19 protein-coding genes are annotated in these 20,541 nt (G+C 69.2%); 9 read left to right on the forward strand and 10 right to left on the reverse strand.

Annotation, left to right across the window (positions count from 1 at the left end; translation table 11 throughout):
- Nucleotides 1-22: 22 nt before the first annotated feature.
- From rarD to lspA, 3 genes are read right to left on the reverse strand one after another with little or no spacing between them, the layout of a single operon-like run.
- Nucleotides 23-955, reverse strand: a complete 933-nt coding sequence (rarD, locus tag AU196_RS09335) for an EamA family transporter RarD (protein WP_059094823.1) — start codon at nucleotides 953-955, stop codon at nucleotides 23-25.
- On the reverse strand, nucleotides 952-1,881 hold the full coding sequence (locus AU196_RS09340; protein WP_059094824.1) for an RluA family pseudouridine synthase: 930 nt from the start codon (nucleotides 1,879-1,881) through the stop codon (nucleotides 952-954). The genes rarD and AU196_RS09340 overlap by 4 nt, the downstream gene beginning before the upstream one ends.
- Nucleotides 1,881-2,516 (reverse strand): signal peptidase II, encoded by a 636-nt coding sequence (gene lspA / locus AU196_RS09345; protein WP_059094825.1) that lies wholly within the window; start codon nucleotides 2,514-2,516, stop codon nucleotides 1,881-1,883. The genes AU196_RS09340 and lspA overlap by 1 nt, the downstream gene beginning before the upstream one ends.
- A gap of 42 nt (nucleotides 2,517-2,558) precedes the next feature.
- Here lspA and AU196_RS09350 point away from each other — a divergent pair, with 42 nt between their 5' ends.
- Nucleotides 2,559-3,476 carry an asparaginase gene (locus tag AU196_RS09350; protein ID WP_059094826.1) on the forward strand — a complete coding sequence of 306 codons (918 nt, stop codon included), beginning with the start codon at nucleotides 2,559-2,561 and terminating at the stop codon, nucleotides 3,474-3,476.
- Between the two features lie 3 nt (nucleotides 3,477-3,479).
- Here AU196_RS09350 and AU196_RS09355 read toward each other — a convergent pair whose 3' ends face one another.
- Nucleotides 3,480-4,844 carry a DNA polymerase IV gene (locus AU196_RS09355; protein ID WP_197415738.1) on the reverse strand — a complete coding sequence of 455 codons (1,365 nt, stop codon included), beginning with the start codon at nucleotides 4,842-4,844 and terminating at the stop codon, nucleotides 3,480-3,482.
- A gap of 33 nt (nucleotides 4,845-4,877) precedes the next feature.
- Between AU196_RS09355 and AU196_RS09360 the strand changes: the two genes are divergently transcribed.
- Nucleotides 4,878-5,096, forward strand: a complete 219-nt coding sequence (locus tag AU196_RS09360; RefSeq protein ID WP_059094827.1) for an RNA-binding S4 domain-containing protein — start codon at nucleotides 4,878-4,880, stop codon at nucleotides 5,094-5,096.
- Here AU196_RS09360 and AU196_RS09365 read toward each other — a convergent pair.
- Both AU196_RS09365 and AU196_RS09370 read right to left on the reverse strand, forming a co-directional pair.
- Complete coding sequence (locus tag AU196_RS09365; protein ID WP_059094828.1) at nucleotides 5,083-5,985, reverse strand: winged helix-turn-helix transcriptional regulator; 903 nt, start codon at nucleotides 5,983-5,985, stop codon at nucleotides 5,083-5,085. The two genes, AU196_RS09360 and AU196_RS09365, sit on opposite strands and share 14 nt — an antisense overlap.
- A gap of 32 nt (nucleotides 5,986-6,017) precedes the next feature.
- Nucleotides 6,018-7,508 (reverse strand): carotenoid oxygenase family protein, encoded by a 1,491-nt coding sequence (locus AU196_RS09370; protein ID WP_059094829.1) that lies wholly within the window; start codon nucleotides 7,506-7,508, stop codon nucleotides 6,018-6,020.
- A gap of 53 nt (nucleotides 7,509-7,561) precedes the next feature.
- Between AU196_RS09370 and AU196_RS09375 the strand changes: the two genes are divergently transcribed.
- A complete protein-coding gene (locus AU196_RS09375; RefSeq protein WP_059094957.1) occupies nucleotides 7,562-8,779 on the forward strand; it encodes an acetyl-CoA acetyltransferase in 1,218 nt (405 codons plus the stop codon).
- On the opposite strand, the gene ileS is transcribed toward AU196_RS09375, so the two are convergent.
- Both ileS and AU196_RS09385 read right to left on the reverse strand, forming a co-directional pair.
- A complete protein-coding gene (ileS, locus tag AU196_RS09380) occupies nucleotides 8,780-11,917 on the reverse strand; it encodes an isoleucine--tRNA ligase (protein WP_059094958.1) in 3,138 nt (1,045 codons plus the stop codon). It lies immediately after the preceding gene.
- Between the two features lie 250 nt (nucleotides 11,918-12,167).
- Nucleotides 12,168-12,818, reverse strand: coding sequence for a hypothetical protein (locus AU196_RS09385; protein ID WP_059094959.1), 651 nt, complete (start codon nucleotides 12,816-12,818; stop codon nucleotides 12,168-12,170).
- A gap of 136 nt (nucleotides 12,819-12,954) precedes the next feature.
- On the opposite strand from AU196_RS09385, the gene AU196_RS09390 reads away from it, so the two are divergent.
- The 3 genes from AU196_RS09390 (at nucleotide 12,955) to AU196_RS09400 (ending at nucleotide 16,004) form a co-directional block, all read left to right on the forward strand.
- A complete protein-coding gene (locus tag AU196_RS09390; RefSeq protein WP_059094830.1) occupies nucleotides 12,955-13,314 on the forward strand; it encodes a hypothetical protein in 360 nt (119 codons plus the stop codon).
- Nucleotides 13,315-13,359: 45 nt separating this feature from the next.
- Complete coding sequence (locus AU196_RS09395; protein WP_059094831.1) at nucleotides 13,360-14,094, forward strand: hypothetical protein; 735 nt, start codon at nucleotides 13,360-13,362, stop codon at nucleotides 14,092-14,094.
- 176 nt (nucleotides 14,095-14,270) lie between these two features.
- Nucleotides 14,271-16,004 (forward strand): AMP-binding protein, encoded by a 1,734-nt coding sequence (locus AU196_RS09400; protein WP_059094832.1) that lies wholly within the window; start codon nucleotides 14,271-14,273, stop codon nucleotides 16,002-16,004.
- Nucleotides 16,005-16,016: 12 nt separating this feature from the next.
- Here the strand turns inward: AU196_RS09400 and AU196_RS09405 are convergent, their stop codons facing one another.
- Nucleotides 16,017-16,853 carry a glycosyltransferase family 2 protein gene (locus AU196_RS09405; protein ID WP_231737482.1) on the reverse strand — a complete coding sequence of 279 codons (837 nt, stop codon included), beginning with the start codon at nucleotides 16,851-16,853 and terminating at the stop codon, nucleotides 16,017-16,019.
- A gap of 313 nt (nucleotides 16,854-17,166) precedes the next feature.
- Here AU196_RS09405 and AU196_RS09410 point away from each other — a divergent pair, with 313 nt between their 5' ends.
- The 3 genes from AU196_RS09410 to AU196_RS25805 are packed head-to-tail and all read left to right on the forward strand — an operon-like array spanning nucleotide 17,167 to nucleotide 19,621.
- Nucleotides 17,167-18,099 carry a daunorubicin/doxorubicin resistance ABC transporter ATP-binding protein DrrA gene (locus AU196_RS09410; RefSeq protein ID WP_059094833.1) on the forward strand — a complete coding sequence of 311 codons (933 nt, stop codon included), beginning with the start codon at nucleotides 17,167-17,169 and terminating at the stop codon, nucleotides 18,097-18,099.
- Nucleotides 18,096-18,839 (forward strand): ABC transporter permease, encoded by a 744-nt coding sequence (locus AU196_RS25800; protein ID WP_059094834.1) that lies wholly within the window; start codon nucleotides 18,096-18,098, stop codon nucleotides 18,837-18,839. The genes AU196_RS09410 and AU196_RS25800 overlap by 4 nt, the downstream gene beginning before the upstream one ends.
- A complete protein-coding gene (locus tag AU196_RS25805; RefSeq protein WP_059094835.1) occupies nucleotides 18,836-19,621 on the forward strand; it encodes an ABC transporter permease in 786 nt (261 codons plus the stop codon). Before AU196_RS25800 ends, AU196_RS25805 begins: the two co-directional genes overlap by 4 nt.
- Nucleotides 19,622-19,630: 9 nt before the next feature.
- Here AU196_RS25805 and AU196_RS09425 read toward each other — a convergent pair whose 3' ends face one another.
- Nucleotides 19,631-20,536 carry a glycosyltransferase family 2 protein gene (locus AU196_RS09425; RefSeq protein WP_059094836.1) on the reverse strand — a complete coding sequence of 302 codons (906 nt, stop codon included), beginning with the start codon at nucleotides 20,534-20,536 and terminating at the stop codon, nucleotides 19,631-19,633.
- Nucleotides 20,537-20,541 lie beyond the last annotated feature (5 nt).

Here is a 20,541-nt window from a genome sequence, read left to right on the forward strand (position 1 = left end):
TCGTCGAAACGGTGTGTCACCGTCATGACGATCGTGGCGCAGCCCGATCGACAGGGGGCGGAGATCCGGCCACGGCCGGCTCCCGCGGCGCCCTGCGCCGCACCGCGTCCGCGGCGAGCAGCGCGAGCGCCACCCAGATCAACGCGAAGCCGACCCACCGACCGACCGGCATCGGTTCCTGCCCGATCACCACACCCCAGGCCATCTGCAGACCGGGGTTGATGTAGAACAACAGGCCCAGCGTCACCAGCGGCAGCCGCTGCGCGGCCGCCCCGAACAGCAGCAGCGGGACCGCGGTGACCGGGCCGGCCAGCAGCAACAGACCCGCGTGCCCCACCCCCTCGCTGAGGAAGTGCCCGCGATCGGTGAGCTCCAGGAACAGCACGTAACCGCCCGCGAACGGCAGCGCGATCAGCGTCTCCACCGCGACGCTGACCCGTGGGTCGGCCGTGACCACCTTCTTGACCAGCCCGTAGAGCGCGAACGACACCGCCAGCGCGAGCGCGATGTAGGGCGGTGCGCCGATCTCCACGGTGAGCAGGACGACCGCGACGACGGCCAGCACCAGGGCGACCTGCTGCCAGCGGTTGATCCGTTCCCGGAAGACCACGACGCCGAGCGCCACGCTGAGCAGCGGGTTGATGAAGTAACCGAGCGCGGCGTCCACCACGTGCGAGTGGGTTGCCGCATAGATGTAGACCCCCCAGTTCGCCGACACCAGCGCCGACGCGGCGAGCAGTTGCAGCCACGTGCGCCAGGACAACCGGAGCAGGTCTCCGAGGCGGCGGGCCACGGCGAGAACCAGCAGCAGGAACGCCACACTCCACACGATGCGGTGCGCCAGGATCTCGAGCGATCCGGCGGGCAGCAACAGCAGGAAGAACCCCGGACACAATCCCCACCAGACGTAGGCGCCGATGCCGAAGAGCAGGCCGCTGCGGCGCGCGTCGGTCACCGCGCGTGATGGCGCAGGACGTCGAGTGCGTGCTGCAGATCGGCCGGATAGGGGCTGGTGATCTCGACCCGGCGACCGTCGGCCGGGTGCGCGAACGCCAGCGAACGGGCGTGCAACCACTGTCGTTCGAGCCCGAGGCGGCGGGCCAGCGTCGGATCGGCGCCGTAGGTCAGATCACCGCAGCACGGATGGTGCAGCGCGGCGAAGTGCACCCGGATCTGGTGCGTGCGGCCGGTCTCGAGTTCGATGTCGAGCAGGCTGGCCGCCTGGAACGCCTCCAGGGTGTCGTAGTGGGTGACGCTGTGCCGACCGCCCTCGGTGACCGCGAACTTCCAGTCGTGGCCGCGGTGGCGTCCGATCGGTGCGTCGATGGTGCCGCTGCTCGGATCGGGATGGCCCTGTACCAGTGCGTGGTAACGCTTCTCGACGGTGCGCTGTTTGAACGCCCGCTTGAGCACGGTGTACGCGCGTTCGGACAGGGCCACGACCATGACCCCCGAGGTGCCGACGTCGAGGCGGTGCACGATGCCCTGACGCTCGTGGATGCCCGAGGTACTGATCCGGAAGCCGGCCGCGGCCAGCCCACCGAGCACGGTGGGGCCGTGCCACCCCACCGTCGCGTGGGCGGCCACGCCGGGCGGTTTGTCGACGGCGACGATGTCGTCGTCGGAGTACAGCACCGCCATCCCCTCGATCTCGACCGGGGTGTTCTCCACCGGGGGTGGCGCCTCCGGCAGCCGCACCTCCAGCCATGCGCCCGCGGTGAGCCGATCCGATTTGCCCGCGGGCGTCCCGTCGAGGTCCACCCCGCCGTCCTCGGCGATCGCCGCGGCCGCGGTGCGCGACAGCCCGAGCAGCCGCGACAGCCCGGCGTCGACCCGCATCCCGCCCAGCCCCTCCGGCACGGGCATCGACCGTGTGGCCACTATGACGGGTCAGCCTCGGCACGGGTGCCCGGCCGGGACCGTCCGACGGATTCGGACTCGTCGCCCGCCTGGCGCCTGCCCACGGTGTCGAAATCGAAGCCGAACAGCGACAACACCACCAGCAGGATGGCCCCGCCGACCACCGACGGGTCGGCCACGTTGAACACCGGCCACCACCCGATGGACAGGAAGTCGACGACGTGGCCGCGCAGCGGTCCGGGCGACCGGAAGAAGCGGTCGATCAGGTTGCCCATGGCGCCACCGAGGATCAGACCGAGTCCGAGCGCCCACCACGGCGACACCAGCCGCCGGCCCATCCAGATGATGCCGACCACCACACCGGTCGCGACCAGGGTGAGCACCCAGGTGTAACCGGTGGCCATCGAGAAGGCCGCGCCGGAGTTGCGGACCAGCGTCCACGTCACGGTGTCGCCGATGATCGACACCGGCTGACCCGGCGTCAGCAGCCGCACCGCCAGCACCTTGGTCACGATGTCGAGGACCAGCACCACCGCCGCGACCGACAACAGCAGGCCCAGGCGACGCCGCGGCCGGGGCGCCGGATCGGCGGCGGCGTCCGCGGGCTCTGCGGCGCTCGACGCGGACTCGGCCTCACCCGATGTTTCATCAGTCACCGCACCATCATCCCAAACGACCGATGCGGGACAATTCCGCACGTGAGCCTCGTCGTGATCACCACCGGCGGCACGATCGCCACCAGCACCGACGCCGACGGCGTCCGCAGGCCGACCCGCCGCGGCGCCGAGTTGACCGCGGGGCTCGACGCGAAGGTGGTCGATCTGTTCAGCAAGGACAGCTCCCAGCTCACCCCGGCCGACTGGGACCGCATCCGCGACGCGGTGGCGGCCCACGGTGCGCACGGAGTGGTCGTCACCCATGGCACCGACACCATGGAGGAGACGGCGCTGTGGCTCGACCTCACCTACGACGGTTCCGCCCCGGTGGTGCTGACCGGTGCGCAACGCGGGGCGGACGCGCCCGACGCCGACGGCCCGGCCAACCTGCGCGATGCGCTGACGGTCGCGGGGCACGCCGACGCCCGCGGTCTCGGCGTGCTCGTCAGCTTCGCCGGGACGGTCCGGCAGCCGCTCGGCGTCCGCAAGGTGGCCACCGAGGACCTCGACGGATTCGACGGACCGGTGGTCGGCCGCGTCACCGACGGCCGGTTGGCCCTCACCGGGCCCAAACGGCGGCTCCATCTGGGCACCCTGTCGGCGGCGCGCGCCCCGGGCGTCGACATCGTCGCCACCTACCCGGGCGGTGACGCCGCCGCGCTGCACGCCTGCGCCGCCGCGGGCGCGCGGGCCGTCGTGCTGGAGGCACTGGGTGCGGGCAACGCCGGGCAGGCGGTGATCGACGGGGTCCGCCGCCTGTGCGCGGACGGGGTGGTGGTGGCGGTGGCGACGCGGGTGGCGGGCGGGCGGGTCCGCCCTGCCTACGGCCCCGGCCGCGACCTCGCCGACGCCGGTGCGCTGGCGGTGCCGACCCTGCGGCCCGCCCAGGCCCGGGTGTTGCTGATGGCCGCGCTCGCCGCGGACCTCCCGGCCGCCGACGTGCTCGCCGAATGGGGTTGATGCTCAGGGGTTTTCGTGCTCAGCCATCTGCTGGACGTAGTCCGGCCAGTCGAGACTGTCGACCGGGTTGGCCCGCACCACCTCGGGCACGCTGTCGGAGAACGTCCGCGCCGGTCCCGGCCCGGTGCTGCGTGTCTCGAACCGGATGGTCATGACGCCGTGACCGGCCCCCTGGATCCACCCGTGCCCGAGCTCGCGGTGCGCGACGTCGTCGCCGACGCGCCACGCCGGCGGCCGCGCAGCCGCCTCGCTCACCGACAGGGGCACCGCCGGACGGGTGGCGGGTTCGTCCTCGACGAGTTCGAGGTCGGGGAACAGCGACTCCTGGCGCACCTCCGACAAGCCCGAGAAACCCACGCCCACAAGCCGGATGGGCCCGATCTCGACCGGGTCGACGAGCAGCCGGCGCGCGGTGGCGCTCAGCGTGGCCGCGTCGGTGGTGGCCGACGGCAGGGTGGCCGACCTAGTCAGCGTGCTCATATCCGATTTCTTCAGCTTCACCGTGACCGTCCGGGCCCCCCGCCCGTCCTTCGCCAGCCGGCGGTGGGCGTGGTCGGCGATCGGCCCGATGGCCTCGCGGACCTGGTCGAGGGTGATGAGGTCCTGCGGAAAGGTGGACTCGGCGCTGATCTGTTTGGCCTCGGCCCGTTCGGCGACGGGCCGGTCGTCGATGCCGCGGGCGAGGCGGTGCAGCGCCGGACCCACCGTGGCGCCGAGGATGTCGGCGACCTCGGCCTCCGAGAGCGCGGCGAGCTGACCGATGGTCTCGATGCCGAGCCGGTGCAGCCTGTCCTCGGCGACGGGCCCGATCCCCCACAGTTTGCGCACCGCCAGGCCGTCGAGCAGCCGACGTTCGTCGTCGCGGCCCACCACCCGGATGCCGTCCGGTTTGGCCAGACCCGAGGCGATCTTGGCGATCTGCTTACCCGATCCGGCGCCCACCGAGGCGATCAGCCCCGTCTCCTCGAGCACCCGCGCCCGGAGTAGCTCGCAGAACTCCTCGACGTCGGCCGCCGATGCGCCCGCCAACTCCTGCGGTTCGCCGAACGCCTCGTCGAACGACAACTGCTCGAGCACCGGAACCAGCGTCCGCACGGTGTCGAACACGCGGCGGCTGGCCAGGCCGTAGACCACGCCCCGCGGCGGCAGCACCACGGCGGGTGCGCCGACCATCCGGCGGGCCTGGTGCATCGGCATCGCCGACCGCGCGCCGTGCACCCGGGCCTCGTAGCTCGCGCCGGCCACCACACCGCGGCCGCCCAACCCACCGACCAGCACCGGCCGCCCCCGTAGGGTGGGCCGGGTCAACTGCTCGACCGACGCGAAGAACGCATCCATGTCCAGGTGCAGGACCCAGCGCACGTCCACACCTGCCGATGCTAGGGCGTTAGCCTGACGGTCATGGCGGCGCACGAGGTTCCGATCACGGACGACACGATCCGTCTCGGGCAGTTCCTCAAACTGGCCTCGCTGATCGACAGCGGCGCCGACGCCAAATCCGTGATCGCCGACGGGCAGGTGAGCGTCAACGGTGAGGTGGAGGTGCGCCGTGGCCGTCAACTACGTCCCGGTGACACCGTGACACTCGGCGTCGACTCCGCCCGGGTCATCCGTGGGTGAGTAGCCGCTGCCCGTCGGGCGGCAGGATCCGGACGGTGTCGGCGGCCAGTGTCTGCTCGCACTGATCGCAGGCCAACTCGGGGACGAACCGCTGCCCGCACGCGGTGTGGGTGAGCATCAGCGCGGGCCCCTCGGGTGCGCCGAACCACTCCTCGGCCCAACGGATGGCCGATGCGACGACGGGGAAGAACGCCCGGCCCTTCGGGGTGAGGTGGTACTCGGACCAGTCCGACCGCTGCGGGTGCGCGGCCGCCTGCAGCACCCCGATGCCGCAGAACACCCGCAGGTGCTCGGCCACCAGCGCGCCCGGAGCGCCCAGGCGGCGCTGGAAGTCGCCGAACCGCCGCGTTCCCAGGAACGCCGCACCGATGATCGCCGACGCCCAGCGGTTGCCGAAGATCGCCATCGTCTCCGGGAACAGCCCGGCCTGCGCCGTGGCGTCGCGGGCGCGCCGACGCGTCGCGGCGCGCGGCACGGACCGCTGCCAACCCCCGCTGGGGCCCCACCGTCCGTCGAGATCGGTCGCGTCGACGACGCGGCGGCAGGTGGCGCACCGCAGCACCGGGGAGAACTCGCGCCCGCAGTCCTGATGCCCCATCGCCGGCAGCGAATCGACGTGGTCGTCGACCCAGGTGCGCTCCCAGTGCCAGATCGACACCAGCAGCGGCCACAGCGCGCGACAGCGCTCGGTGGGCAGGTATCCGGCCCGCAGCGGCTGCTCCTGGTAGACCTGCCGGTCCAGCAACCCGTCGCGCACCAGTGACCGGAGCCGGTTGGTCAGCACGGCCGCGGAGATCGGCAGCGCGGTGTAGTCGGTGAATCGCCTTGCGCCGAGCAGCGTTTCGCGGACGATGAGCAGTGTCCACTCGTCGCCGAGCAGACCGAGCATCCGGCCTATCGCGTTGACGTCCCGATCATCGGTCACCGCGGGCCGTGCCAGCGCCGCAACTCGTCCCCGGACACCCAGGTCGAATGTGTTCCGCTGCAGATCCGTTCGGGAAGACGCAGGGTGCACACGGGGCCGTCGGTGAGCCGCGCGGCGTCGAAGACCAGGCAGTACGAGGCGTCGTCGTTCATGTCGGTGGTGAGGGTGACCAGGTAGCCGTCGTCCTCGGTGGCGGCGTTCGGACGCGGCGCCATCGCGGTCTCGCTGCCGAAGACGCCGTCGCCGAACGTCATCCGTTCCTCGGTTCCGTCGCGCAGATCGTGTTTGACCAGACCGTCGAACAGGAACCAGCCCGGTTTGCCGGTGGCGGCGTAGACGTAGCGGTAGGGGCGGGTCTGGAAGTCGCCGTTTATCATGCCGAACTCGGTGAGACGGTCGGACAGCCGCTCCTCGGTGGCCGCGCCCGTGGCCAGGTTGAACCGCCAGCGGTGCAGGTGGGATTCGAATCCGTCAAGGGCGAGGTAGCGGAACGCCGCGTCCTCCAACGACTTCGCACCCTTGGTCGACGGCGACGGGTTGTCCTGGAAGAACCCGTCGAGCACGATCTCGTCACCGTCCTCGAAGGCGTTGACGAAATGCAGGGTGTACGTCGGATCGGTCTCGAACCATCGCACCTGGGACTGGTCACCCCGGCGGGGCAACACGGCGAACCGGCTCGGCATGTCGCGGTGGAAGACCGGCGCGTGGATGTCCTTCGCGAGCAGCGACGGCTCCCAGAACAACGGGAAGTCGTTGAGGATCACGTAGTTCTCGGTGAACGCCATGTCGTGCGGCATGCGCGGCCCCGGCAACGGGACGTCGGTGTGGTGCACCAGGTTCGCGTCCTTGTCGACCACCCCGTAGCGCAGATGGGGCGCCTCCTTGCTGTAGCTGAAGAACAGCAGTTCGCCAGTGACCGGATCGACCTTGGGGTGCGCGGACACACCCCATGCGGGGAAGTCGCCGTGCCAGGTCTCCTTACCGACCGTGTCGGCGGTGTAGGGATCGATCCGATAGAGGTCGCCGCACATGTAGAAGCTGGTGAGCGCGGTGCCGCGGTGGACGACGACGTCGGTGCTCGACGCGTCCTTCATCCGCGTGCGCGCGCCCCAACCGTCGGTGCGCCTGGCCGCCGACGGCATCTCGATGAACCCGGCCCACAGCGGGCCGCCCGCCTCGTTCTCGGCGAGAAAGCCCTCGGTGCGCACGAACCGGTTGCGGTAGGACGCCTGTCCACCGCCGAACTCGACGATGTGGATCATGCCGTCGCCGTCGAACGGATGGTAGGCCGTCGCGGCCGGGTGCAGCGGGTTCTCGGTGTTGCGCAGGTACATGCCGTCGAGATCGGCGGGCACCTCCCCCGCGACCACGTCGAGGTCGTCGGCGCGCCATTCGGTGACCTGCGGGCGCCACGGCCCGGTGCGGTACGGGTGGTCGTCGTCGGCGGGCAGCGTGGATTCGAAGGTGTGCAGTCGCTCCACTCGCATGCGGCGAAAACTACAGTTGACAGAGTGACTCTGTCAATTGAACTATGAGCGTCATGCAGGACATCTGGATCCTCGGCGCCTACCAGAGCGATTTCGCCCGCAACCTCACCCGTGAGGGCCGCGATTTCGCCGCGCTGACCGCCGAGGTCGTCGAGTGCACGCTGACCTCCGCGCGGATGCCCGCCGGCGCCGTCGAGGTCGTCCACGTCGGCAACGCCTTCGGTGAACTGTTCGCCGCGCAGGGCCATCTCGGGGCGATGCCCGCGACCGTCGAACCGGAACTGTGGGGGGTGCCCGCCACCCGCCACGAGGCGGCGTGCGCATCCGGCAGTGTCGCGACCCTCGCCGCGATCGCCGACCTGCGCTCCCGCGCCTACGACGTGGCACTGGTCGCCGGTGTGGAGTTGGAGAAGACCGTCCCGGGTCCGGTCGGCGCGGCGCACCTGGCCGCCGCCGCGTGGGCCGGCCACGAGGGCGCAGATACGAAAAACATCTGGGCGCAGACCTTTTCGACGATCGCCGACGAGTACGACCGGCGCTACGGGCTCGACGAGGCGCATCTGCGGGCCATTGCCGAACTGAACTACGGCAACGCCCGTCGCAACCCCAACGCCCAGACCCGCGACTGGTCGGTCCCGCATCTCGCCGAGGCCGACGACGAGCGCAACCCGGCGGTGGAGGGCCGGCTGCGGCGGTACGACTGCAGCCAGCTCACCGACGGCGGCGCGGGCCTGGTCCTGGTCACCGACGACTACCTGCGCGCCCACCCGGACGCGAGACCGCTGGCGCGCATCGAGGGCTGGGGACACCGCACCGTCGGGCTCGGGCTGGCGCAGAAACTCGGGCGGGGCCCGGAGTCACCGTACGTACTCCCCCATGTGCGGGACGCGGTGCAGGACGCGTTCGGCAGGGCCGGTGTCGCGCTCGAGGCCGTGGACGGCTTCGAGGTGCACGACTGCTTCACGCCCAGCGAGTACCTCGCGATCGACCACATCGGGCTGACCGGGCCCGGCGCATCCTGGCAGGCCGTCGAGGGCGGGGACATCGCCATCGGCGGACGGGTGCCGATCAACCCCGGCGGCGGGCTCATCGGCGGCGGCCACCCCGTCGGCGCCACCGGCGTCCGGATGCTCGTCGACGCGGCCAAGCAGGTCAGCGGCACCGCAGGCGACTACCAGGTCGACGGTGCCGCCCGCTTCGGCACCCTCAACATCGGCGGCAGCACCGCCACCACGGTCAGCTTCGTCGTGGGGGCGGCGCCGCGCCGCTGATCACGCCTTGGCGATCGCGACCCGCACCCCGTCCCCGATCTCGGCCCCGTCGGCCGGCTCGCCGAACTCGAACGCGGTCGCGAGGATCTCACCGGCGATCAGGTCACGGTGCGCGTGTGCCCACTCCTCGTGGGTCTGCGGCACCGACATCACCACGCTGATTCGGTCCGAGACGTCCAGGCCGCTGGACTTGCGCAGTTCCTGCAGTTCCCGGATCCGGTCCTTGGCCCAGCCTTCGGCCTCGAGTTCCGGCGTGACCGTGCCGTCGAGCACCACCAGCACGGCGCCGTCGGGCAGAGCGGCAGTGAACTCGGGGTCGGCGGCGACGAGCTTCGACGAGTACTCCGCGGGCTGGAGCACCGCGGGCCCGGCGGTCAGCGTGCCGTCCGGGTTGACGACCCCCTCGCCCGCCTTGACCGCCTTGATCGCCGCCTGCACGTCCTTGCCCAACCGAGGACCGGCCACGCGGGCGTTCACCGTGAGCTCGAACCGGCCGTAGGTGTCGATGTCGTCGGTGAGGTCGACCGTCTTCACGTTGAGCTCGTCGGCGATCAGGTCGGCGAACGGTTCGAGCTGCGCCGGATCATCTACCGCGACAGTGAGTTTCGGCAGCGGAAGCCGAACCCGGAGCTTCTTCGCCTTCCGCAGCGAGGAGGCGGTCGAGCACACCGACCGGACCTGGTCCATCGCGGCGACCAGCGCCGGGTCCTTCGGCAGCTCGTCGGCCGAGGGCCAGTCGGTCAGGTGCACGGAGCGCTCCCCGGTGATCCCGCGCCAGATCACCTCGGTGATCAGCGGCAGCAGTGGCGCCGCCAGCCGCCCCGTCACCTCGAGCACGGTGTGCAACGTGTCGATCGCGTCGCGATCCTCCTCCCAGAACCGCGAACGTGACCGGCGCACATACCAGTTCGTCAGCGCCTCGGTGAACTGCCGCAGCTGATCGCACGCCCCCGAGATGTCACAGACGTCCAGCGACTCGGTCAGGTCATCGCGCAGCTGCGCCAGCTTGGCCAGGATGTACCGGTCGAGCACGTGCGAGGAGTCGGTGCGCCAGGTGCCCTTCTGCGGCGCGTAGAGCGCCAGGAACGTATAGGCGTTCCACAGCGGCAGCAACACCTGCCGCACGCCCTCGCGGATGCCCTGTTCGGTGACGATCAGGTTGCCGCCGCGCAGGATCGGCGAGGCCATCAGGAACCAGCGCATCGCGTCCGAACCGTCGCGGTCGAACACCTCGGTGACGTCGGGATAGTTTCGCAGCGACTTGCTCATCTTCTGGCCGTCGTTGCCGAGCACGATCCCGTGGGACACACACGTCTTGAAGGCGGGCCGGTCGAACAGCGCGGTCGCCAGCACGTGCAGGGTGTAGAACCAGCCGCGCGTCTGGCCGATGTACTCGACGATGAAGTCGCCCGGGAAGTGCGGCTCTTCGCCACCCGACCCGTCGAACCAGTCGGCGTTCTCGAACGGATAGTGAACCTGGGCGTACGGCATCGATCCGGAGTCGAACCACACGTCGAGGACGTCCTCGATACGCCGCATCGTCGACTTGCCCGTCGGGTCATCGGGATTGGGCCGGGTGAGTTCGTCGATGTAGGGGCGGTGCAGGTTGGTGGGCCGCACCCCGAAATCGCGTTCGAGTTCGTCGAGGCTGCCGTACACGTCGATCCTCGGGTACTGCGGGTCGTCGGACATCCACACCGGAATCGGTGTGCCCCAGTAGCGGTTTCGCGAGATCGACCAGTCTCGTGCGCCCTGCAGCCACTTGCCGAACTGACCGTCCTTGACGTGTTCGGGGTACCAGGTGATCTCCTGGTTGAGTTCGACCATGCGGTCCCGGAACTCGGTGACCTTGATGAACCAGGACGACACCGCCCGGTAGATCAGCGGATTGCGGCAGCGCCAGCAGTGCGGATAGGAGTGTTCGTAGGTCTCGTGCCGCACCAGCACCGCACCGTTGTCGCCGGCCGACCCGGTGCCGTTCTTGAGGTCGCGGATGATCTGCGGGTTGGCGTCGAAGACATGTTGGCCCCGGTAGTCCGGCACGCTCGCGTCGAACCTGCCCTTGGAGTCGACCGGGGTGACGGGCGTGATGCCGACGGTGTCGGTGGTCGCCTTGTCGTCCTCGCCGTACGCAGGCGCCATGTGGACGATGCCGGTGCCGTCCTCGGTGGTGACGAAATCACCGCGCAGCACCTGCCACGCGTTGTGCGCCTCGGGCTTTGCGGTGAAGTACGGGAACGGCGGCAGGTAGCGGGTGCCGAGCAGTTCACCGCCGGTGACGGTGGCCAGCACCTCGGGCTCTTCGCCGAGTTCGCGGGCGTAGGCGGCCAGCCGGGCCTCGGCCAGCACGTAACGCCGCCCCTCCCCGGCCGCGACCTGCACGTAGGTCACATCGGGGTGGACCGCGACGGCCTGGTTCGACGGCAGCGTCCACGGCGTCGTCGTCCACACCAGCAGGTGCGATCCGGCCAGCGGGCCGTCGACCACGCGCAGGCCGACGGTGATCGCCGGGTCCTGCCTGCTCTGGTAGACGTCGTCGTCCATCCGCAATTCGTGGCTGGACAGCGGCGTCTCGTCGTTCCAGCAGTACGGGAGCACCCGCACCCCCTGGTAGGCCAGTCCCTTGTCCCACAGTTGTCTGAACGCCCAGATCACCGACTCCATGAAGCCGAGATCCAGCGTCTTGTAGTCGTTGTCGAAGTCGACCCACCGGGCCTGGCGGGTGACGTAGCTGCGCCACTCGTCGGTGTACTTGAGCACCGAGGCGCGGCACGCGTCGTTGAATTTCTCGATGCCCATCGCGTCGATGTCGGCTTTGTCGGTGATGCCGAGTTGGCGCTGCACCTCGAGTTCGGCGGGCAGGCCGTGAGTGTCCCAGCCGAAGCGGCGCTCCACCTTGTAGCCGCGCATGGTGCGGTAGCGCGGAACGATGTCCTTGACGTAGCCGGTCAGCAGGTGGCCGTAGTGCGGGAGCCCGTTCGCGAAGGGCGGCCCGTCGTAGAAGACGTACTCGGGGGCCCCGCCGCGACCGGCGATGCTGGCGCGGAAGGTGTCGTCGCTGTCCCAGTAACCCAGGACGTCGGCTTCCAGCTCGGGGAAGTTCGGCGCTCCACTGGCCGGTTTGGGGTAGGCGGTCACTCGCGATGTCTCCTGTGCCTGATTGCGGCCTCCGGCCTCGGAAGCCACGGACGATCCGGCACGGGGACGACGTCACGCCGTTGCGCGAGCGCCGCGGTACCACCCCGCTTGCGCACTCCGGTGTGCGCCGCTTGATTGAGGCTGTGACGGGCCCACCCGTCCGGGTCTACTGGGCCACGCGAGGTGACCGTTCTTCCGGAGGCTCCCCGGTGATGGCCGGATCAGTGCCGCTGAACAGCGATTCTAGCGGCTACGCCGACGGCATCGCTTCCGAGGTCAGCCCGATGAGCGCGAACGGAAACTGTTCCGCGAGCTCCTGCACGGTGGCGCGGTCGAACCGCTGGCTGTCGAACCACCAGTCCACCTGCATCACACCGCGGTCGCGGTAGGCGCGAACCTCCAGGGCGTGGCCGAGCAGCGGCGGCTCGGTCCCGCGCGCCGGCGTGGTGCCGATGTAGTGGAAGAAGATTTCCGCGGCGGGTTCGCGGTCGCCGAAGAAGCCGCCGAGACGGCCGGCGGGCACGTCGGTCAGCGCGTGGTGCGCCATGAGCACCATCTCGGTCGCGTCGAGCTCTCCTTCACCGACGCAGTGCAGATCGACCAGCGCCGGTACCGAGCGGCCGTCGCGGACCACATCGACGGCGACGACGCCTTCGCCCATGGTGCGCGCGACGGTGCGGCCCAACGCCGCGAGCAGTAGTTCGTCGGCCGCCAGACCGAGCGCGAATGCGGCTCCGTCGAGTTCCAGGGTCAGCACCGTGTCGAGCGGCGCCGAGAGGCGGACCGGGTTGCCGGGACGCGCTCCCAGCGGTGCGTCGCGATCGGTGACACGCATGCGCAGGGCGGACGCCGCGACGTCCGCCGCGAGGTCGTGCGGTTTAGCCAGGTGGGGAGCAACCATGGTGACCACGCTACGCGGTGTGTCCCAGAATTGGGAGACCACTGCCAAAACTGTGACGGCCGTGTCAATAAGGGCAGAGCCATCCGATTGGCGGTTGCCACTGCCCAATGCCGGGAACACCGGTTATCGTGGATGGATGCCACGCACTGACGAGAACGGCAGACAGCTCAAAGCGTTGCTCGACTATCTGCTCGACGGCGACGTGGAGGCCAAGGCGATCTACGACGCGCTGGGCATCTCCAGCAGTACGTATTACCGCAGGATCAAAGAGCACAATTATCCCGACGCTGAAGAGCTACGACGCGTCGCGGACCGGTTCGCGCTGAGCTACCCGGACCTCCAGATCCGGTTCGGCCTGATGAGCCGGCAGGAAGTGTGGCACTACGTCGAATCGGCGCCCTTCACCGTGACCACCGTTGCCGAGGCCGCTCCGACGACACGGCGCAGGCCCAAACTGTCGGAATTGTCGCCGCGTCCTGACGCTCCGCCGCTGTAGGTCGTACAATTTGCTGAAAGTGATTCAGCACGAGAGCGACTCCCGATGACACTCGCGGTACTCATTGCCATCACGGTTGGCTGCATGGCGTGGAGTCTGTGGATCCGCCGGGTGACCTGGAGTTGCCGCTGGGAAGTTGCCGCGACGCTGAACATCGCGCTGCAGTTGGGCGCGGTCGTGCTGATGTCCCCGGTGGCGTCCGAGACCCTCGGCCACCTGCTCCACGACCTCACCGGCAAGTGGAACCTCGAGGACTACATCGCCCACGACCTCTACATCGTGGCGGCCTCCGCAGTCGTCTACAACACGCTGGGCCGCCTGCAGGACGACCACGCCATGCAGACGTCGTTCAAGCGGTACGTCGAACTCCCGGCCACCTTGTGCATCCCCCTGCTGCTGGCCGCGTTCTCCGCGGGCAACGGCGCCGACGTCTACCGGGCGGACTTCTTCAAGACACCCACCGACTTCTGGCTCAGCGCGTACTGGCTGATGCTCTGCGGCATGTTGATCTACCTGCTCGGCTACGGCGCCCGGGCGTTGATGGTGCTGCGCAAGGACCCGAGGTCCCGGCGCATCGCCAACATCTACCTGATCGCGTCCGCGTTCGGCATCACCGCCTGCGCGATCCGCATCGCCACCGCCTACGTGCCCTGGCTGCAGGCCATCGAAGGCGGCACGCTGGTCTGGGTGTTCGCCTGTTGCTGCGGGGCCGGCTTTGCTCTCGCCTCCGCACACTCCTGGCGGATCAAGACGAAGTGGTTCACCGGCGCACGTCGCTGAACGGCGCTGAGACAGCAACCGTTTTCAGGCGTTTCGGAAGGTAGGAAGGCCGGGCCCGGCCGGCGCATCCACCGCGCTCACACCGCATTTCGGCTCCGCCGACGAATGCGCGTTTTGGGCAACGGTTGCCTTATGCTCGACTGCATTGTTCGCTAGGCAAGGACGAAGGGCCCGCTATGACTGCGTCATCACTTCCCACCGTGCTGCGGGAACGCGCAAGTCTGCAGCCCAACGACACGGCGTTCACGTTCATCGACTACGAGAAGGCCGTCGAAGGCGTCCGCGAGACGCTCACGTGGGCGCAACTGTACCGCCGCACGGTGAACCTGGCGCACGAGCTGAGCGAGCGCGCGCAACCCGGCGACCGGGTGGTGATCGTCGCACCGCAGGGCCTGGACTATCTGGTCGCCTTCCTGGGCTCCCTGCAGGCCGGCCTCATCGCGGTGCCGCTGTCGACGCCCATGCCCGGGGTGCACGACGAACGCATCAGCGCGGTGCTGCGGGACGCCGCCCCCACAGTGGTGCTGACGACGTCCTCCATCGGCGCGATGGTCACCGAGTACGTGACGCCGGAGGACGGGGAGACCGCGGCGGCGCTGATCGAGGTCGACCTGCTGGATCTGGAGAGCAGGCGGAAGTCGGCGGCGCGCCGCGTGCAGCGACCCGAGACCGCCTACCTGCAGTACACCTCGGGGTCCACCCGTACGCCTGCGGGCGTCATGGTGTCCTACCGGAACCTGTCGGCCAACTTCGAGCAGATCATGGCCTCGTTCCTGGCCCACTACGGCGGGATCGCCCCACCGGGGACCACGGCGGTGACGTGGCTGCCCTTCTACCACGACATGGGCCTGCTCCTCGGGGTGTTCGCCCCGATCCTGGCCGGCTGGCCGACGGTGTTCACCACCCCGCTCTCGTTCCTGGCCCGCCCGGCGCGGTGGATGCAGATGGTGGCGAGCAGCCCGCTCGCGATCACCGCGGGGCCGAACTTCGCCTTCGAACTGGCGGTCGGCAAGACCTCCGACGACGACATGGCCGGGTACGACCTCGGCGACACCTGCATCATCATCAGCGGCAGCGAACGCGTGCACGACGCCACCCTGAGGCGTTTCGCGCAGCGCTTCCGCAAGTTCAACCTGCCCGAGGAGGTGCTGCGCCCGGCGTACGGGCTGGCCGAGGCCACGCTCTACGTCGCGACGAACTCCCCCGGCAAACCGCCGACCATCGTGCACTTCGAACCGGAGAAACTGTCGGCCGGTCACGCCAAACGTACCGAGACGGGCACCCCGCTGGTCAGCTACGGCAGCCCCGATTCGCCCGCGGTCCGCATCGTCGACCCGCAGACCCGCCGGGAGTTGTCCGCGGGTGCGATCGGCGAGATCTGGGTGCGCGGTGAGAACGTCTGCCTGGGTTACTGGAACAAGCCCGAACAGACCGAGGAGGTGTTCAACGCCTTCCTCGACTCCCCGTCGCCCGGCACCGACGCGGGACCGTGGCTGCGCACCGGTGACCTCGGCTTCATCTCCGACGACGAGCTGTTCATCATGGGCCGCCTGAAGGATCTGTTGATCGTGCGCGGCCGCAACCACTATCCGGACGACATCGAGGGCACGATCCAGGAGATCTCCGGCGGCCGGGTCGCCGCCATCTCCGTCGAACAGGACCGGACCGAGCAGCTGGTCGCCATCGTCGAAGTCAGGAAGCGCGGGGACACCGAGGAGGACGTGGCCGCGTACTTCGCGGACCTGAAGAACCGGGTGACCAGCGCGATCTCCACCGCGCACGGGATCAGCGCCGCCGACCTGGTGCTCGTGCCGCGCGGCTCGATCCCGATCACCACGAGCGGCAAGGTGCGTCGGGCGTCCTGCGCCGAGTTGTACCGCGAGGGTGCGTTCACCCGGCTCGACGCCTGAGGCGGCACCACCTCAGTGGTCGGTGAGGAACCGGACCAGACCGTGTTTGCGGATCATGTACCGGACGGCCTCCCGCTCGTACCTGCTCCGGTTCTTGCCCCGAACGTCGATGTAGTGGTGCACGGTCTCCAAGCTCGGCTCGAAGCGCCGCTTCACCCCGATCCGGTGCAGCCGGATCGCGAGATCCTGCGCCTCGTGTGACCGGAACTTCGGGTCGTAGCCGCCGACGGCACGGAATGCGCCTGCGTCGATGAGCATGTTGCCCTCGTGCAACCAGTAGGTCTCCGTCGGCTGCGGGGTCTCCAGGATGTTCGGCCAGTGCTTGGTGCCGGGCATACCGGTGCGGCGGAAGATCTCGACCATCCGCGGGCGGTGCCGGATGCGGTCCACCATCCAGGGGAACGAGGTGACGTTGGTCCGCAGGGAGAACACCGGGCCGTAGTTGAACGGCTCCTGACTGCCGTCGGCCCGGCGGACCAGACCGCCGATCGCGCCGACGCCCTGCGCCGCGTACCGGGCGAACAGCTCACGCCCCACCGTCGCGGCACGGGGTGTGGCGATGTCCATGTCGGCGTCGATGAAGTGGATGACGGTTGCGTCGTCGACCTGGCCGATGATCTGGTTGCGGTTGGCCCCCGCGCCCTGGTTGGCGCCGCTGCGCACCATGGTGACCGCGTCGCCGAAGCCGCCGACCACGTCGACGCTGTCGTCGGTCGAGGCGTCGTCGAGCACGAACACGTGGTCGTAGCCCTGCTCCAACACCTGCGGCAGGAGGCGACGGAGGTGGCCGCCCATGTTGTAGTTCGGGATCGCCGCCACGATCGGCAGCCGCTCGCGATTGGTGCTCACGCCATCCTCGGTCGTCTCGGCGGTACGGAAGTCCAGCCTATAGTGCCGGAATTCGGCCCGCGCCGGGCAGACCGCCGAACGTGCCGCCACGACAAACGGTGCGCCAGAACGGGATCTCAGCGACGGCCGCGGATGCGGCAACGATGCGTCGCAGTGGGTCGATGGACGATTCGGCGCTGCGCAGCAACACATCCGATGATCGAGAACGCCTGGCCCGCAGCGGCTTCGACGCCATTTCGCTTGGCGTACAACGCTCATGGCGGACACTGCGGCGGACGAACGAGCCTGCACTCCCCCTGTAACATATGAATCCGTGATTGAACTGAGAGGTCTCGCAAAGACCTTCGCGGGCCAGGTTCCCGCGTTGCAGGATGTGAGCTTTTCAGTTCCGACCGGCTCCATCTGCGCCCTGCTCGGCCACAACGGCGCCGGTAAGACGACCACCGTCAACATCCTGTCCACCCTGGTCCAGCCGACCCGCGGGGAGGCGATCGTGGCCGGATACGACGTCGTCCGTGAGGCCGCCAAGGTGCGTGAGAGCATCGGCGTCACCGGACAGGACGCGGCACTGGATCTGCGGCTCACCGGCTGGGAGAACCTCGTTCTGTTCGGGCGGCTTCGCGGTATGCGCCGCAAGGACGCCCGCCGCCGGGCCGACGAGCTCATCGAGCAGTTCGACATGCAGCACGCGCGGGATCGCCGCGTGCAGACCTACTCCGGCGGGATGCGTCGCCGGATCGACATCGCGGTCGCCCTGGTCGTGTCGCCGAAGGTGCTGTTCCTCGACGAGCCGACGACCGGCCTCGACCCGCGTAGCCGCCGCGACGTGTGGAACCTGGTGTCCTCGCTCGCGGCGCAGGACGTCACCGTGCTGCTCACCACGCAGTACCTGGAAGAGGCCGACGTGCTGAGCGATTCGATCGTCATCCTCAACTCGGGCCGGGTGGTCGCCAGCGGGACCGCCGACGATCTGAAACGCCGTGTCGGGTTCAGCTACTGCCAGGTGACGCTCGCCAATCCCGCGGACCTCGACCGGACGGCCGCCGCACTGTCCGATCTCGAGGGCGTCGAGGTCGATGCGGAGGCGAACACGGTGTCGGTTCCGGCCCCCGACCACGTCACGACGTTCGCAGATGTGTTCCGGCGCATCGATCAACTGGGCGTTGAGCTGATCGACATCTCGCTGCGCAAGCCGTCGCTCGACGAGGTGTTCATGCATCTCACCGTGCCGACCGTGACCACATGACCGCGCTCGTCGCCCTCACCGAACGCGTGATCATCCGCGCGACGCGCGATCTGGACCTGCTGTTCGCGATCGTCGCCCCGGTGGTCACGCTCATCGGGTTCACCCTGGCGCTGCGCAACGTCATCGACACCGGCGGGATGAACTACACGCAGTACGTCCTGCCCGCGGTGGTCGTCCAGGCCATGCTGTTCGGCGCCCTGACCACGACGGATCGTGCAGCGCAGGAACAGATGACGGGTTTCGGGGTCAGACTGCGCACCCTGCCGATGTCGGTGCTGGCGCCGTTGACCGCGCGGATGATCTACTGCCTCATCCGGGGCGCTTTCGCGGTGGCCGCCGCATTCGCCACCGCTTATTTCTTCGGTTTCGAGATGACCGGTGGGCTGCTCTACGGCGTCGCCTTCGTCGTGCTCGCGCTGACGCTCACACTTGCCCTGTCGCTCGGCGCGGACGCCACCGGGACCCGGGCACAACGCACCGAAGTGGCCAGCCAGCTCCTCCTCGTGCCGCAGCTGCTCCTCGTGCTGCTGTCCACCGGTATGGCGCCGGTGGAGGCGTTTCCCGGCTGGCTGCAGCCTTTCGTTCGCTACCAACCGATCTCACAGGTGACCGAGACGCTGCGCGGATTCACCCAGGGTCATGTCAGCGGGCCCAATCTCGCGACGACCCTGGCGTGGTGTCTGGGTCTACTGCTCCTGTTCGGCGCGGTGGCGATCCGGATGCAGAGGCGGACCCGATGAGCACCGAAGCGCGGCTCAACCACTCGTTCGCGACGGAGAGCATGGTCTTCGCCGGGCGGCTGTTCACCCATTGGCGGCGCTACCCCATCGTGCCCATCCAGGCCCTGCTGTTCCCCACCGTGCTGCTGATCATCTACAGCCTTCTCGTCAGCAAGTCGATGACGCGGATCACCGGAACCGACAGCATGGACGCGCTCGTGGCGCTGTGCGCGGTCGCCGGGGCCATGTCCGGTGCGATCGGATCGGCGCTGACGGTACCGAAGGAGCGCGATACCGGTCTGCTGAGCCGGATCTGGGTGATGCCGGTGCACCGGGCGAGCCCGCTGAGTGGCACGTTGCTCGCCGAGGCGGGCCGCACCGTCGCCGGCACCGCGCTCATCACCGGGGTGGGTGCGGCACTCGGCTTCCGGTTCCAGGGCAACTGGCTCGCGTTGACCGTGTTCCTCGTCATCCCCGTGCTGGTCGTGATCGTCTACACCCTGGTGGTGATCACGATCGCGGTGCGGGCCGAGAGTCGCGCCATGCTCACGTGGCTGAGCACCGGAACGATCGGTCTGGTGTTCGCCGGCGTCGCGCCCGTGGAGCGCATACCCGTCTTCGTCCGTCCGATCGTCGAATATCAGCCGATGACGCCGACCATCGACGCGATGAGGGCTCTCGCACAAGGGGAACCGGCGTGGTCGCCGTTGCTGCTCACCGCGGTGTGGCTCGTCGGCCTCACGTGCGTGTTCGGGCCGCTGGCCATCCGCGGTTACCGCTCGGCAGCCGGTTCGGAGGGCTGAGCGGCCCCGCTATGTCGACGTCAGATCGTAGGTCTTCGGCATGGTGAACTCGGCGCGCTTGCGCTTCTCGGCGTGATAGCCGTACTGGAACATGACGTTGATCGCCGTACCCGCGAGGATCTGTGCCGGGGACTTCCGCAGTTCGGTCCGGAGTTCACCCAGCCTGGGCCGCAGCGACGAGATCGTCGACTTCAGTGGCGGTTTCGCCGCCGCCTGTGCGGCCGGATCGGTGCGGTACGCCCATCTCAGGTACGCGGTGCCACGCCCGTAGCGTTTCCACTGCCTGGCCAGTTCCCGGACACTGTCCCTCGGCTCCCACTCCATCAGGATCCGGGGGTCGACGGCCATGGTGCCCAGGCCCTGCTCCTGGATCCGCCAGCAGATGTCCGCGTCGCCCCCGCTGCGCATGGCACGGAACCCGCCGACCGATTCGAAAGCGGCCCTGTCGATCCCGAGGTTGGCGGTGGGATAGTACGGCGGCTTACCGGGGACCGCGCCGCGGGTCGGCACGCTGAAAGGCTGAAGCAGGGCGGCGACGCGTGCGGCCAGCGTCGGACCCGACAGTGTCCGAACGTCGGTGCAGGACAACGCCACACCCGGACGTGACTGCAGTTCCCGGTGCGCGTCGAGCAGTCCGGGCAGCGGACGGCACCGCCCGTCGATGAAGAGCAGGATGTCCGCGGTGGACCGGCGTGCGACGATCTGGCGGGCGTAGTACGGACCGCGACTCTCGGCGAGGTCGACGACCTTTGCCCCGAGCGACCGCGCGACCTCACCGGTGCCGTCGGTCGAGGCGTCATCGATCACCGTGACGACGTCGTCGCCGGTGAACTGCGCGCGCAAGGGCGTCAGCACCTTGGGCAGGTGGTGGGCCATGTTGCGGACCGGGATGATGACCTCGACCGATGTGCTCATGGGTG

Origin of the sequence: Mycobacterium sp. IS-1742 (assembly GCF_001500125.1) — a bacterium.
In the GTDB taxonomy this organism is placed as follows: domain Bacteria; phylum Actinomycetota; class Actinomycetes; order Mycobacteriales; family Mycobacteriaceae; genus Mycobacterium.